The sequence below is a fragment of the Nocardia higoensis genome, assembly GCF_015477835.1.
Taxonomy (GTDB): domain Bacteria; phylum Actinomycetota; class Actinomycetes; order Mycobacteriales; family Mycobacteriaceae; genus Nocardia; species Nocardia higoensis_A.
In genome coordinates, this window is the sequence record NZ_JADLQN010000001.1 from 647,504 (window position 1) to 661,135 (window position 13,632).

The 13,632-nt window shown below is 69.8% G+C and carries 11 protein-coding genes; 6 read left to right on the forward strand and 5 right to left on the reverse strand.

Features of this window, described 5'->3' with window-relative positions:
* Nucleotides 1–17: 17 nt before the first annotated feature.
* The 5 genes from IU449_RS02885 (at nucleotide 18) to IU449_RS02905 (ending at nucleotide 5,151) form a co-directional block, all read left to right on the forward strand.
* The gene (locus IU449_RS02885) at nucleotides 18–773 is read left to right on the forward strand and encodes a prolipoprotein diacylglyceryl transferase (protein ID WP_195000396.1); all 756 of its coding nucleotides are present in this window, start codon (nucleotides 18–20) and stop codon (nucleotides 771–773) included.
* Complete coding sequence (locus tag IU449_RS02890) at nucleotides 770–1,297, forward strand: hypothetical protein (protein ID WP_195000397.1); 528 nt, start codon at nucleotides 770–772, stop codon at nucleotides 1,295–1,297. Before IU449_RS02885 ends, IU449_RS02890 begins: the two co-directional genes overlap by 4 nt.
* Nucleotides 1,294–2,859 carry a radical SAM protein gene (locus IU449_RS02895; RefSeq protein WP_195000398.1) on the forward strand — a complete coding sequence of 522 codons (1,566 nt, stop codon included), beginning with the start codon at nucleotides 1,294–1,296 and terminating at the stop codon, nucleotides 2,857–2,859. The genes IU449_RS02890 and IU449_RS02895 overlap by 4 nt, the downstream gene beginning before the upstream one ends.
* A complete protein-coding gene (locus IU449_RS02900) occupies nucleotides 2,856–3,134 on the forward strand; it encodes a hypothetical protein (RefSeq protein ID WP_195000399.1) in 279 nt (92 codons plus the stop codon). The genes IU449_RS02895 and IU449_RS02900 overlap by 4 nt, the downstream gene beginning before the upstream one ends.
* A gap of 562 nt (nucleotides 3,135–3,696) precedes the next feature.
* Entirely contained in the window at nucleotides 3,697–5,151 is a 1,455-nt protein-coding gene (locus IU449_RS02905; RefSeq protein ID WP_324188062.1) for a three-helix bundle dimerization domain-containing protein, read from the forward strand.
* Between the two features lie 217 nt (nucleotides 5,152–5,368).
* Here the strand turns inward: IU449_RS02905 and IU449_RS02910 are convergent, their stop codons facing one another.
* Both IU449_RS02910 and dapA read right to left on the reverse strand, forming a co-directional pair.
* Complete coding sequence (locus IU449_RS02910; protein ID WP_195000400.1) at nucleotides 5,369–6,322, reverse strand: endonuclease/exonuclease/phosphatase family protein; 954 nt, start codon at nucleotides 6,320–6,322, stop codon at nucleotides 5,369–5,371.
* 91 nt (nucleotides 6,323–6,413) lie between these two features.
* Nucleotides 6,414–7,325 (reverse strand): 4-hydroxy-tetrahydrodipicolinate synthase, encoded by a 912-nt coding sequence (gene dapA / locus IU449_RS02915; RefSeq protein ID WP_195000401.1) that lies wholly within the window; start codon nucleotides 7,323–7,325, stop codon nucleotides 6,414–6,416.
* 73 nt (nucleotides 7,326–7,398) lie between these two features.
* Here dapA and IU449_RS02920 point away from each other — a divergent pair, with 73 nt between their 5' ends.
* Nucleotides 7,399–8,286: a LysR family transcriptional regulator gene (locus IU449_RS02920; protein ID WP_195000402.1), complete on the forward strand. Its 888-nt coding sequence runs from the start codon at nucleotides 7,399–7,401 to the stop codon at nucleotides 8,284–8,286.
* A gap of 189 nt (nucleotides 8,287–8,475) precedes the next feature.
* Here IU449_RS02920 and nuoN read toward each other — a convergent pair whose 3' ends face one another.
* From nuoN to nuoL, 3 genes are read right to left on the reverse strand one after another with little or no spacing between them, the layout of a single operon-like run.
* A complete protein-coding gene (gene nuoN, locus IU449_RS02925; RefSeq protein ID WP_195000403.1) occupies nucleotides 8,476–10,095 on the reverse strand; it encodes an NADH-quinone oxidoreductase subunit NuoN in 1,620 nt (539 codons plus the stop codon).
* The gene (locus IU449_RS02930; protein WP_195000404.1) at nucleotides 10,092–11,732 is read right to left on the reverse strand and encodes an NADH-quinone oxidoreductase subunit M; all 1,641 of its coding nucleotides are present in this window, start codon (nucleotides 11,730–11,732) and stop codon (nucleotides 10,092–10,094) included. The genes nuoN and IU449_RS02930 overlap by 4 nt, the downstream gene beginning before the upstream one ends.
* An 11-nt stretch (nucleotides 11,733–11,743) precedes the next feature.
* On the reverse strand, nucleotides 11,744–13,627 hold the full coding sequence (gene nuoL / locus IU449_RS02935) for an NADH-quinone oxidoreductase subunit L (protein ID WP_195000405.1): 1,884 nt from the start codon (nucleotides 13,625–13,627) through the stop codon (nucleotides 11,744–11,746).
* Nucleotides 13,628–13,632 lie beyond the last annotated feature (5 nt).

Below are 13,632 nucleotides of genomic sequence, written 5' to 3' on the forward strand. Positions count from 1 at the left end.
CCCGATAGTCTCCCCCCATGGTGCCGCAGCTGATCTTCGGGCTCCCCACCCACGGCTTCTTCGTGGCGCTCGGGGTGGCGGTCGCTGCCGTCGTCTTCGTCGCCGAATGCCGGCGCCGCGGTGCGCTGGGGGAGGAATCGCTGGTCGCGGTGACCGGCGCGCTGGTCGGTGGGGCGGTCGGGATGCGCCTGTCGAGCCTGGCCGAAACTCTCGACCCCTACGAGAGCTGGCTGTTCGGGGCGCGCAGCGTGCTCGGCGGACTGCTCGGCGCCTACCTCGGTGTGCTTGTGGCCAAACGGCTGATCGGCTACCGCGAACGCACCGGCGACCTGTTCGCCCCCGCCGTCGCTCTCGGCATGACCGTCGGCCGCATCGGCTGCCACCTCACCGAGGCGCCGGGACGCCCGACCGGACTGCCCTGGGGCGTGCACGCACCGGGCTCGGTGCCCGAATGCCCCGGTTGCGCGAGCGGATCGGCGATGCACCCCAGCTTCCTCTACGAAATCGCCTTCCACCTGGCGGCGTTCTGCTGGCTGCGGTGGGCGCGCGAGAAGATCACCGCCCCCGGTGAACTGTTCACCCTCTACGTCGGCGCCTACGCGGTCTTCCGGTTCCTCGTCGAGTTCACCCGCGCCAACGACACCGTGTGGCTGGATCTGACCCGCCCGCAATGGTTCTTGATCCCCGGGCTGATGCTGGTCGCGGTGCGCTGGACCATCGGCTACCGGCGCGGCACCTACGACCGGATACTCGGACGAAAGGTCCCGGCATGACCACCCCACCCGACCCGCCCTTCCAGGGACCGCCACCACCGCAGGGACCGCCGCCCGAAGAACCGCGACACCGAGGTCAGCACTATCGACCCTACGAGGGACCGATGCCGTACCCGGGCACGCCGGACCCCACACCGAAGCAAGGCGGCATCGTCGCCGCTTTCGCGGTCGCCGGAGCCGCCCTGTTCATCGTTGTCAACGCGGTGTTCGGCTTCGTCGTCTTCGTCGCCGTCGCCAACACCGCCAACACCGCCAACAGCGGCAATTCCTATCCGGTGATCCTCGGCGTCGCCGCCGCGGTCAGCGCACTGGCCGCGTTCGGTGGTGGTGCGGCGCTCATCATGCTGCGCAAACCCGTCACCAAAGGACTCGGCCTGGGGTTGATGATCGGCTGGGCGCTGGTCAGCATCTCCACCGCGGGGTTCTGCACCGGCCTCAACCCCCACCTCTACAGCGCACCCCCACCGCACGACGCGGCCACCGGCCACTCCACGGCGGTCACCGAGAACGGAGCACACCCATGAGCACCGGGATGCCGCTGCGCGGGGACCGAATCCAGCGCTACGTCACCGCCTTCTGCCCCACCTGCCACCACGAGAACCCCGACCGGCCGCTGCCCGAGGTCGCACGCCTGTCCGGCTGGCTCGCCGAACGCGACGGCCGGGTATACCTCGAACGTGGCTGCCCCCGCCACGGCATGATCCGCACCCTCTACGACGAGAACCCCGAAATCCTCACCTACCTCGAACGCTGGACCGCCCCCACCAAAGCCCACCTGCCCGACACACCGGGCAACTTCGACCCGGTGCCCTCGGCCTATCTGCGCGGGCTGCCGGAAATGCAGACCCAGCACACCTGCATCCTGCTCGAGGACATCGTCGACACCTGCAACCTGCGCTGCCCCACCTGCTTCGCCGACTCCGCCCCCGACCTCGGCGGTGTCGTCGACATCGGGGATGTTCTCGCCAATGTCGACCAGCGCCTGGCCCGCGAACACGGCACGCTCGACGTCCTCATGCTCTCCGGCGGCGAACCCACCCTGCACCCGCGGCTGCCCGAACTGCTCGCCGAACTCACCGCCCGCCCCATCACCCGAATCCTGATCAACACCAACGGCATCCGCATCGCCCGCGACGACACCCTGCTCGCACTGCTCACCGAACACCGCGAACGCGTCGAGATCTACCTGCAGTTCGACGGCATCAGCGCCACGGCGTCGCGCCACCACCGCGGCGGCGACCTGCGCCCGCTCAAACAACAAGCACTGCGACGACTCTCCGCGCACGCCGTCTTCACCACCCTGGTGATGACCGCCGCCCTCGGCGTCAACGACGACGAGATCGGCGCCGTCGTCCAGACCGCGCTGGACACCCCGTTCGTCGGCGGCGTGTCCATCCAACCCCAGTTCGGCTCCGGCCGATCCGGGGCGATCGACCCCACCGACCGGCTCACCCACACCGGCGTGCTGGCCCGCCTCGGCCCCCAAACCGGCGGCCGGGTAACCTGGCGCGACCTCACCGCCCTGCCCTGCTCCCACCCGCACTGCTGCTCGGTCGGCTACCTGCTGCGCGACGACGCCGGAACCTGGCGCTCCCTGGTCGGGCTCATCGGCCACGACACGCTCGCGCAGCGACTCGGCCTGGTCGCCAACCGCATCGCCGACAGCGACATCCCCGCCGAACTGCGCCTGGCCGTGCGCGAATCACTGCACGGACTGCTCTCCGAGCAATCCTCCCTGTCCCACCCCGACATCGGCACGCTGTGGCAGACCATCTGCCAGACCTGCGATTTGGGCATGTCCACCCTGCTCACCCTGGCCTCCTCGGCGCTGCCCGGCCGCCGAGCCCGGCTGCGGCGACTGCTCGGCGAACGCGTCGTGCGCATCACCGTCAAACCGTTCATGGACATCTCCACCATGATCGAAGAACGCCTCACCCAATGCTGCGTCCACGTCGGCACCCGCGCGGACGCCGCCGACCAATGCGCCCCCTTCTGCGCCGTGCAGGCCTGGCCCGCCCTGTCCCGTCAACGCCTGTCCGCCGCCGCGCCCGCCGGACCCGCACTGCTACCGGTACAGCCGCGATGAGCGACACCGGCGTCTACTACGAGGAAGCGAACGCCCGCCGAGCACCGCACGACCCGCTGAACCTGTGCGTCTACGCCACCGTCGCCCTGCTCACCTGGCTGATCGGTCCGCTCGCGCTGACCGGTTTCGCCGCACTCGGATTCCTCGCCTACCTGCGGGCCAGGCGAGAGGGGTTGCTGCGCAGCAAGTGCTGGTTGCGCGACACCCGACTGGTGCTGGCCTATCTCGCGGCCCTGGTCGTCGTCGGAGTGCTGGCCTCGACACCGTTGCTGTAGGCCCGCGCGGTCGACACGCCTCGGCTCACCGGCCGCCGACGAGGGCGGGAAGCGACCGGACCGACACCGGGTGACAGACACCGGACGAGCAACCGAGCCCCTCGGGGTGTGGCGCCGCCCGCAGGTGGCCGCCGAGAACACCGACCGGCTCGCGCATCCGAGCAACCCGCCCCGGGCGTGGCCCGAGTACCGCGCTGCCCCCGACGGAGATCTCCGGGGGAATATCGGCGGCGAACAGCCGGTGTCGGGCGGCGAATACTCCGATGAACTCTGCCCCGCCCGCTCACACCCGGCGCCGACGGCCCCGCAGCTCCACAGCCGAGCGCGGAATACGCTGCGAGCTGGGCATTCGCCGTCGGCGCGACCCTCCCGGCGACGCACGAAAGGTGTTCTCCGGCAACGCCAGAAACGTCGAAGACCGCACGCCGATGTCTCCTTCCGGGGGTAACGTGGCCCGGCGCGAAGAGGAAGACAGCCCCGGGGCGAAGAGGGAAGTAGCCCGGCGCGAAGAGGGTGGCGGCGTCGTGGACGCCGGTCGAGTACGAAGTCCGAGGAGTTGCTGGTGCCTGTCGAAACAACCCGCGAAGAACAGGCGTTGCGCCGCTTGACCGACAGCCTCATCGAGAGCTACGCCGGACAGCACCCACCGGAGCGAGTACGCGCGGCCATCGACGACGCCCGCGACAAGTTCGACGGCACACCGGTACGCGAGTTCGTGCCCGTACTCATCGAACGCATCGCCCGTCGCCGACTCGACGATCACACCGCACCCGAGCCTGCCACCGAACACCCGGCGACACCGGTCGCGATCCCGCACCACGGTGCGGTGGAAGTGGCTGCGGTGGAGCATGTTTCCCTCGAGGTCGGCAGCCGGGCCGGAAAGCCGGGCACGCGTCGCTTTCTGTCGATCGCCGCGGCGTCGGGGCCGCGTCGCCTGCTGTCGACGGCCGCGGCGCTGGCCATGGTCGCCGTCGTGGTGGTCGCCGTGGTCGCTGTCGCCGACCGTGAGCCCTCCGATGCCGCGGCGGCAGGCGGCAGCGCCGACCTGACCGTTGTGCGTGGCGCGGTCGGCTCGGAAAAAGCGTCCTTCTTCGACGACCCCCGTGTCGCCGAAGAACTGGCCCGCCACGGACTGCGCGTGGAGATCGAATCGGCCGGCTCCCGCCAGATCGCCGACATGGATCTCACCGGCTACAGTTTCGCCTTCCCCTCCAGCGTCCCCGCCGCCGAACGAATCCTGCGCGCCCGCGACATCAACACCCGCTACACCCCGTTCGCCTCCCCGATGGCCATCGCCACCTTCACCCCGATCGCCGACGTGCTCACCGCCGCGGGCGTCATCCGCCCCGGACCAACGCCGACCTTCGACATGGCACGCTATCTGCAACTGGCGCAACGCAATACCGAATGGACCCACCTGGCGGGCAACACCGCCTACCCGGTCCGCAAGAACATCCTCGTCTCCACCACCGACCCCCGCACCTCCAACTCCGCGGCCATGTTCCTCGCCATCGCCGCCTTCGTCGCCAACGACAACGCCGTCGTCCAGGGAGCCGAAGCCCAGCAGCGGGTCCTGCCCCTGCTGTCACGGCTGTTCACCGGTCAGGGCTACGCCGAGAACTCCAGTGCGGGCACCTTCGGCGAGTACCTGACCGCGGGCATGGGACCGGCCCCGCTGGTCCTCATCTACGAAGCCCAATTCGTCGAAGCGAAAACGCAAGGCCGTATCACGCCCGACATGGTGCTGACCTACCCCACGCCCACGGTCCTGTCCACCCACACCGTCGTCCCCCTCGACGACGCGGGCGACCGGCTCGGACGCCTGCTCACCGACGACCCCCAACTGCAGCGGCTGGCCGCCGAACACGGCTTCCGCACCCGCGACACCGCCGCCTTCGCCACGGTCGCCGCCGAACACCGGGTTCCGGTGCCCGCCGAGGTCATCGACGTCGTCGACACACCCACCTACGACACCCTCGAAGCGCTCCTCCAGGCAGTGATCACGGCATACAACTGAGCTCGCGGCGACCGACTCGGGTCGGCTCGGTCACCGCGTGCGTCCTACGCTGTGCGGCTCCTGGCTCCGATGACGGCCTGCCGCGCCGCGAGATCATCGGCGAGCCGGAAACGCCAGATCGTCGGTCTCGGCGAGGCGTTCGGCTCATGGTCGCCGAATGCGCTCTGATGTGCCGTCGGGAACGTGACGACGCGGCGTGCGGCTGTGACACGCGTTCCTATGATCCGAAGCGGATCCGCGCCACCACCGCGCGATGGTCCGCTCCCGGCAGCTCCACCGTCTCCACCGAGAGCGCCCGGCCACCGGCGACGAGAATGTGATCGATGCCGACCAGCGGCGGCCACCGCTTGTCGGTCGGATACGTGACCAGATGCCCCGCACCCGCCTGCTCGGCCGCGTCGCCGAAACGCCCCGAGGCCATCACCCGGAACTGGGCGTGATCATGGGTCGCGTTGAAATCGCCACCGGTGATCACCGGCCGGTCCGACGGTGCCCGGCCCAGAATGTCACGCAGACGCGACAATTCGTCGGCCCACACCTGAGTGCTGTACACCGGCGGCACCGGATGCAACGCGTACACACCGACAGGTCCGACCTCGGGAATCGTCGCCGTCGCCGACAACTGGTTCAACACGAACCCGTCGTATTCCACCGTCTCCGACAGCGGATAGGCACTCCAGATTCCCGTGCCCGCGGCGGTCCGGCCGGGGGAGAGGTACCGGTGCGGCAACAACTCGTCCAGCCCCGCCGCACCCAGCGCCTCGATCGCCGCGCGAGTGAGCTCGTTGACGGTGAGCACATCGACGCGCCGCTCCCGCACCTGTTCGACCAGCGTTCCAGGATCGGCTCCGTCGAACAACAGATTGGCCTGCATCACCGTCACCATCGGACCGTTCTCGGCCCCGGCGCGAGCGAGGTACAGCGGAGCCTGCGTCCACGCCGCGGCGGCCACGACGACGACCGCCACCCCCGCACCGGCCCAGCGCCGCGAGGCGAGGAAAGCCACCACCCCGACGAGCGCGGACCCCATCAGATACGGCGCGCCCGACGCGGCCAACACCACCGGTTGCCACGACAGCCGACTGAAATGCAATGCGACACCGGCCGCCCCCGCGAGCGTCGCCGCATACGCGAGCACGCCTGCACCGACTCGCACCAGCTTCGAATTCATACCCGACAGACAAACACACCGCTGCGCACTGCGCGCCGACCGCCGAACCGACTCAGCCACAGCCACTCTGTCGGCCCTGCCCCGTCGAGCATCACGCCGACGCGGCGAGAACGGTCATCGCCTCCCGCAGCCGCGCACGCTCCTGCATCGAAGCCTCGAGCAGTGGAAGACGCACCGTCGCGTGCTCGAGGACTCCCCGTTCGACCAGCGCGGCCTTGGCCATCACCGCGCCGCCCTGCGAGCTGCCCATCACCGCGTCGATCAGCGGGATCAGGGCGGTGTGGATCGCTCGCGCCGTGACCAGGTCCCCGTCGCCGACCGCGCGCAGCAGTTCGGCGATGCGATCCGCGGCGACATTGCCGACCACACTGACCACGCCGGTCGCCCCGCACGCGAGATAGGCCGGATTGAGTTCGTCGATGCCGCAGTAGTAGGCCAGCGATGTGCGGGCCATGACCGACATCGCCTCGAACAGGTCGCCTTTGGCGTCCTTGACTGCCCGGATCCGAGGATGAGCGGCCAGCTCGATCAACGTCGCGGCCTGCATCGCGATGCCGGTGCGCGCGGGCACGTCGTAGAGCATGACCGGCAGCGCGGTGGCGTCGGCGACCGCGAGACAGTGTGCCACCACCCCGGCCTGCGAGGGTTTGGAATAGTACGGGCACACCAGGAGCAGCGCGTCCGCGCCGGCCGCCTCGGCCTCCCGCGCCCGCCGCACGCTCGCCGCGGTGTCATAGGAGCCGACCCCGGCGATCACCTTCGCCCGGCCCGCCGCCGCGGACATCACGGAGCGGACCAGACCGGCGGCTTCGGCATCGCTCACCGTGGGTGACTCGCCGGTGGTGCCCGCCACGACCAGTCCGTCGCATCCCGTGGCGAGCAGATGCTCGACCACCCGGTCGAGGCCGGGCTCGCTGATCGTCGCGTCCGGCCGCATCGGGGTCACCATCGCCACCAGGTTCGTCCCGAAGAGCTCGGCCGCACGGTGCTGTGTCTCGGTCATGACCTCGATCCTGTCCCGCACAACTCCTGTGGTCCAGCGATGCTTTCTGGACGATATTCATTAGCATGCCTTCATGATCGATGTCGGCGCGCTGCGCGCACTCCGGTCGGTGGCCGCGCTCGGAACCCTGGCCCGCGCGGCCGAGGAACTCGGCTTCACCGCCTCGGCGATCTCCCAGCAGATCAAACGACTCGAACAACAGATCGGGGTGCCCGTCCTGGCCCCGGCCGGTCGCGGCGTCGTGCTCACCGCCGCGGGTACGGCTCTCGTCGACTCCGCGCCGGAGGTGTTCCAGGCGCTCGAACGCTGCACCGAAGCCGCTCGCTCGGTCGCCGACGGCGCACCACGCGGCACCCTGCGCGTCGCCGCGTTCTCCACCGCCGCCCGCGGTCTGCTCGCCCCCATGCTCACCCGCCTGACAGCCGGTTGCCCCGAACTGCGCCTGCACATCACCGAACAGGACCCGGGCCAAGCGCTGCACAGCGTCGCCGCGGGCACCGCCGACCTCGCCCTCGTCCACGACGCCGACGGTCTGCCCGCCCCCCTGCCGCCCACGCTGACCAGTCGCCGCGTCCACACCGACATCGGCGACGTCGTCATGGCCCGCACCCACCCGCTCGCCACGCACGACCGGCCCCTCACCGGCGGCGACCTCGCCGGACACGCCTGGGTCACCAGCCCGCCGGGCACGGTCTGCCACCAATGGTTTCGGCGACTGTTCGCCGACCTCCCCGCCGACCCCGACGTCCGGCATCTCATCGACGATTTCGCCACCCAACTCGCCCTCGTCGCCGCCGACGGAGTGCTCGCCCTCATCCCACGCCTGGCGCGCCCGCCGCTCGGCGACGACCTCGTCGCCCGCCCACTGGCGCGCACCCCCACCCGTGATGTACATGCGGCCTGGCGCCGCAGCGCCGACGCCAGCCCCGCGATCCGCGCCACCCTCGCCGCGCTGCGCTGACCGCGAGCGACACGCATCCGCCTGTGGCCAACCGGTCACCGGTGGCGAGAAGTGGCGAGCGCGGCGCCGGACACGAATCGCGGTGCCCCACCCTCTACGGTGGTGTCACCCTGCCCTGCGGCCCTCGGCTCATCCCCTCGGCGGACGCGGTGAGTGTGTGTCATCGATCGCGACGGTCGCGCACCGGGGTCAACTCACGAAGGCCGCCGCCCACTCGGCCAGATCCAGCAACGGCTGCGGGAACACACCGAACACCAGCGTGACGATCCCCGTCACCAAAATCAGCGTCCAGGTCAGCGCGGGGGAGCGGACGTCAGGAGCATCAGCGGGCGGATCGGCGAAGAACATCATCACGATCACCCGGACATAGAAGAACGCCGCCACCGCGCTGGTCAGCACACCCACCACGACCACCGACGCGCCGTAACCCGACGCGGCCGCATTGAACACCGCGAACTTCGCGATGAAACCGCTGGTCAGCGGCAGACCGGCGAAGGAGAGCAGCAGCAGCGCGAAAACCGTTGCGGTCCAGGGGGAACGGCGGCCCAGACCAGCCCAACGGGCCAGGCCGGTGGCTTCCTCGTCGGTCGCCTCGCGGACCAAGGTGACCACCGCGAACGCGCCCACGGTGCTCACGCCGTACACCGCGAGATAGAACAAGGTCGCGGCGAGCCCGGCCGCGTCGGCCGAGAGCAGACCCGTCAACAGGAAACCGGCATGGGTGACCGAGGAATAGGCCAGCATCCGCTTCACATCCGTCTGCGTCACCGCAAGTACCGCGCCGACCACCATCGTCGCGATCGCGATCGCCGCCACCACCGGCCGCCAATCGTCCACCATGCCCGGCGCCCCGACATAGAGCACCCGCGCCAGCGCGCCCACCGCCGCGATCTTGGTCGCCGCCGCCATGAACGCCGTCACCGGCGTCGGCGCGCCCTGATACACATCGGGCACCCACGCCTGGAACGGCACCGCCCCGATCTTGAACAACAATCCCACCGACAGCATCGCCAACCCGAGCAGGCCCAACAGCGGATCACCCGACTGGGCGGCGATCGCCTCGGCGATGCCGCTCAACCGCACCGTGCCCGTCTGCCCGTACAGCAACGCCACACCGTAGAGGAAGAACGCCGAGGAGAACGCCCCCAACAGGAAGTACTTGAGCGCCGCCTCCTGGGACAGCAGCCGCTTGCGTCTTGCCAGCCCGCACAGCACGTACAACGGCAGCGACAGCACCTCGAGCGCGACGAACATCGTCAGCAGATCATTCGCCGCGGGGAACAACAGCATCCCGCCGACCGCCAGCATGGACAGCGGGAACACCTCCGTCGCCAGCGCGCCCGCCCGCGCCGCGGCCCGCTCGTCGGAGCTGCCGGGCACCGCCGCGGCCTGCGGGGTGAACGCGTCCAGACCGCGCTCCATCGTCGCCGCCGCACGACTCCATGTGCCGGGCCCCGACCGCGCCTGCACAGCCACGGTGCGCCGCTCGGCCATCAACAGCATCGCGATCAACGAGACCACCAGCAGCGTGCCCTGCAGGAACACACTCACCCCGTCGACGGCGACGGCGCCGGCCACCGCCGTCTGCTCGGTGCCCGCCAGCGCGACCACCGCGCCGAAAGCCGCCACCAGCCCCGCGACCGCGAGGACCAGCTGCGTGCGGTAACGCCACGGCCGGGGCGCGAAAGCCTCGACCACGACTCCGGCCACGCCGACGCCGAAGACGATCAACATCGGTGACAGCGCACCGTATTCGATGCTCGGGGCGGGCAGCGCCGCGGCCAGCGTGTGCGTCGCGGAAACGGTCACCGGTGTCCACCTTCTTCCTCGAGCTCCGGCGCACCCGCGACGGGCGCGGGCACCGACGGCGCGGGATCATCGCGCCCGATGGTCGTCAAGGTCTGATCGACCGCGGGGTCCACATAATCGAGCACCGCCCTCGGGTACAGCCCCAGCAACAGCAGCGCGGCGATCAACGGGGCGATCACCAGCAGCTCGCGCGGCACCAGATCGGGCAGCTTCTCGTTGCCCTCCTTCACCGGACCGGTCATCATCCGCTGATACATCCACAGCACATAGATCGCCGCCAGCACCAGCGCGCCGGTCGCGAACACCGCCGCCACCTGGTAGCGGCTGAACGTGCCGACCAGAACGAGGAACTCGCTGACGAAGGGCGCCAGGCCGGGCAGCGACAAGGTCGCCAGGCCCGCGATGAGGAACGAGCCCGCCAGCACCGGCGCCACCTTCTGCACCCCGCCGTAATCGGCGATCATCCGGCTGCCGCGCCGCGACACCAGGAAACCCGCGACCAGGAACAGCGCCGCGGTGGAGATGCCGTGGTTGACCATGTACAGCGTCGCCCCGGACTGGGATTGGCTGGTCATGGCGAAGATACCGAGGATGATGAACCCGAAATGCGAGATCGAGGTGTAGGCGATCAAGCGCATCACGTCGGTCTGCCCGATCGCCAGCAGCGCGCCGTAGAGGATGCCGATCACCGCGAGCGTGATCACCAGCGGCGCATAGGTTCCCGACGCCTCGGGGAACAGCGTGAGACAGAAACGCAGCATGCCGAACGTGCCGACCTTGTCGACCACCGCCATCATCAGCACCGCGCTCGACGGTGTCGCCGCCACCGCCGCGTCCGGCAGCCAGGTGTGCAGCGGCCACAGCGGCGCCTTCACCGCGAAGGCGAACATGAAACCGAGGAACAGCGCGTTGAGCACGGCCGGATCCGCCCCCAGGCCACCGGAATTCGCCGCCTCGACCACCACACGCAGATCGAAGGTCCCGCCGCCGCCGGCGCCGAGCCCGTCGCGGACGGTGAGCACGTACAGTCCGATCACCGCGGCCAGCATGACCAGCCCACCCAGCAGGTTGTAGAGCAGGAACTTCACCGCGGCTCGTGATCGGGCCGCGCGGACGGCGGCATCGGTGGTGCGCGGGCCGAAGCCGCCGATGAGGAAATACATCGGGATCAGCATGGCCTCGAAGAACACGTAGAACAGCAGGATGTCCAAGGCCAGGAAGGACATCAGCACCATCGCCTCGACCAGCAGGGTCAAGGCCACGTAGACGTGCGCGGCGCGGCGCCCGCCGCCTGCCTCCCGGTCGTCGTTCCAACCGGCCAGGATCAGCAGGGGCACCAGCGCGGTGGTCAGCAGGACCAACACCAGCGCGATGCCGTCCAGACCGAGGGTGTAGCCGGCGCCGAACGCCGGAATCCACTCGTGGGATTCGACGAACTGGTACTGCGCCCCACCGGGTTCGAAGGCCACCGCCAGCCCGAGCGCGACCGCCAGCACACCGACCGACACCGCGAGCGCCACCGCGCGGGCCAGTGTCCGCCGCGCCGCCGGGAGCACCAGCACCACCACCGCACCGGCCACCGGCAGCAGCCACAGCACGCTCAACCAGGGGAAACCGCTCGTGACCGCTTCGTTCATGACCGCCTCGCTCACAGGATGCGCACCGCCACCAGGGCGGCGGCCACCAGGGCCGCGCCGGTGAACATGGACAGGGCATAGGACCGCACGAACCCGGTCTGCACGCGCCGCGCCCGCGCCGACAATCCGCCGATGACTGCGGCGATGCCGTTGACCAGCCCGTCGATACCGCGATTGTCGACGAACACCAGCGACCGGGTCAGATGCAGACCCGGCCGCATCAGAAACGCCTCGTTCGCCGCGTCACCGTAGAGGTCCTTGCGCGCGGCCACGGTCGCGAAGCCCGCTTCCGGTGCGGAACGCGGGATCTCGGCGCGACCGTAGCGCCGATAGGCCACACCCGCACCGATCACCACGACGGCCAGCGCCAGCCCGGTCACCACGATCGGCGGCACCGCGTGCTCGGCGTGGGAGGCCCCGACCACCGGTTCGAGCCAGTTCTGCAGCGAATCGCCCAGCACCAGCAGCCCACCCGCGGCCACCGAGCCCAGCGCCAGCAGGATCATCGGGCCGGTCATCGACAGCGGCGCCTCATGCGGGTGGGTGTCCGGCGCCCAGCGTCGCTCACCGAAGAAGGTCATCAGCATGACACGGGTCATGTAGAAGGCGGTCAGGCCCGCACCGAGCAGCGCCACCGCGCCCAAGGCGTATCCGCCCGCGCCGCCGGAGCCGAACGCCACCTCGATGATCTTGTCCTTGGAGAAGAACCCGGCGAACGGCGGCACACCGATGATGGCGAGATAGCCGAGACCGAAGGTGACGTAGGTGACCGGCAGCAGCGTGCGCAGCCCGCCGTAGCGGCGCATGTCGGTCTCGTCGTTCATCGCGTGCATGACCGAGCCCGCGCCGAGGAAGAGTCCGGCCTTGAAGAAGCCGTGGGTGAGCAGGTGCATGATCGCGAAGGCGTAGCCGGCTGGGCCGAGGCCCGCCGCGAGCACCATGTAGCCGATCTGGCTCATGGTCGAGGCGGCCAGCGCCTTCTTGATGTCGTCCTTGGCGCAACCGATGATCGCGCCGAACATCAAGGTCACCGCGCCGACGAGGACCACAGCCAGCTGCGCGCCCGGCGCCAGGTCGAAGATCGTGTTCGAGCGGGCGATCAGGTAGACGCCCGCGGTGACCATGGTCGCGGCGTGGATGAGCGCCGACACCGGGGTCGGGCCCTCCATCGCGTCCCCGAGCCAGGACTGCAACGGCACCTGTGCGGACTTGCCGCACGCGGCCAGCAGCAGCAACAACCCGATCGCGGTCAGCGTCGCCTCGCTCGCCGCGGGTGCGGCGGCGAAGACCCCGTCGAAGTCGATCGAGCCGAAGGTGGCGAACATGACCATCATCGCCAGCGCCAAGCCCATGTCACCAACACGGTTGACCACGAACGCCTTTTTCGCCGCCGTGGCCGCCGAGGGCTTGTGGAACCAGAACCCGATCAGCAGGTAGGAGGCCAGGCCGACGCCCTCCCAGCCGAGATACAGGACCAGATAGTTGTTCGCCAACACCAGGATCAGCATCGCGGCCAGGAACAGGTTGAGGTAGGCGAAGAAGCGCCTGCGGCCGGGGTCGGCGCTCATGTAGCCGATCGAGTACACGTGGATGAGTGTGCCGACGCCGGTGATGAGCAGCGCGAAGCATATAGACAGCTGGTCCAGGCGCAGCGCGAAGTCCACCTGCAGGCTCGCCACCGGAACCCAGGTGAACAGTTCAGCCTGGATCGCGCGGGCGCCTTCGGCACGGCCGAGCATGTCGACGAAGGCGTATCCGGCCACGGCGAACGAGGCCAGCGCGGCGACGGTGCCGAGCAGATGTCCCCAGCGGTCGGCGCGGCGGCCGAGCAGCAGCGCGACGACCGCGCCGGCCAGCGGCAGCGCGGGCAGGAGATACAGAGACGCGGTGGTCATGTCGG

What these genes read in the sequence shown, in the direction of transcription:
- IU449_RS02885 (WP_195000396.1), top strand. Translation starts at nt 18, where the DNA reads ATGGTGCCGCAGCTGATCTTCGGGCTCCCCACCCACGGCTTCTTCGTG.
- IU449_RS02895 (WP_195000398.1), top strand. Translation starts at nt 1,294, where the DNA reads ATGAGCACCGGGATGCCGCTGCGCGGGGACCGAATCCAGCGCTACGTC.
- IU449_RS02930 (WP_195000404.1), bottom strand. Translation starts at nt 11,732, where the DNA reads ATGAACGAAGCGGTCACGAGCGGTTTCCCCTGGTTGAGCGTGCTGTGG.
- dapA (WP_195000401.1), bottom strand. Translation starts at nt 7,325, where the DNA reads ATGACCGAGACACAGCACCGTGCGGCCGAGCTCTTCGGGACGAACCTG.
- nuoL (WP_195000405.1), bottom strand. Translation starts at nt 13,627, where the DNA reads ATGACCACCGCGTCTCTGTATCTCCTGCCCGCGCTGCCGCTGGCCGGC.
- IU449_RS02900 (WP_195000399.1), top strand. Translation starts at nt 2,856, where the DNA reads ATGAGCGACACCGGCGTCTACTACGAGGAAGCGAACGCCCGCCGAGCA.
- IU449_RS02920 (WP_195000402.1), top strand. Translation starts at nt 7,399, where the DNA reads ATGATCGATGTCGGCGCGCTGCGCGCACTCCGGTCGGTGGCCGCGCTC.
- IU449_RS02910 (WP_195000400.1), bottom strand. Translation starts at nt 6,322, where the DNA reads ATGAATTCGAAGCTGGTGCGAGTCGGTGCAGGCGTGCTCGCGTATGCG.
- IU449_RS02890 (WP_195000397.1), top strand. Translation starts at nt 770, where the DNA reads ATGACCACCCCACCCGACCCGCCCTTCCAGGGACCGCCACCACCGCAG.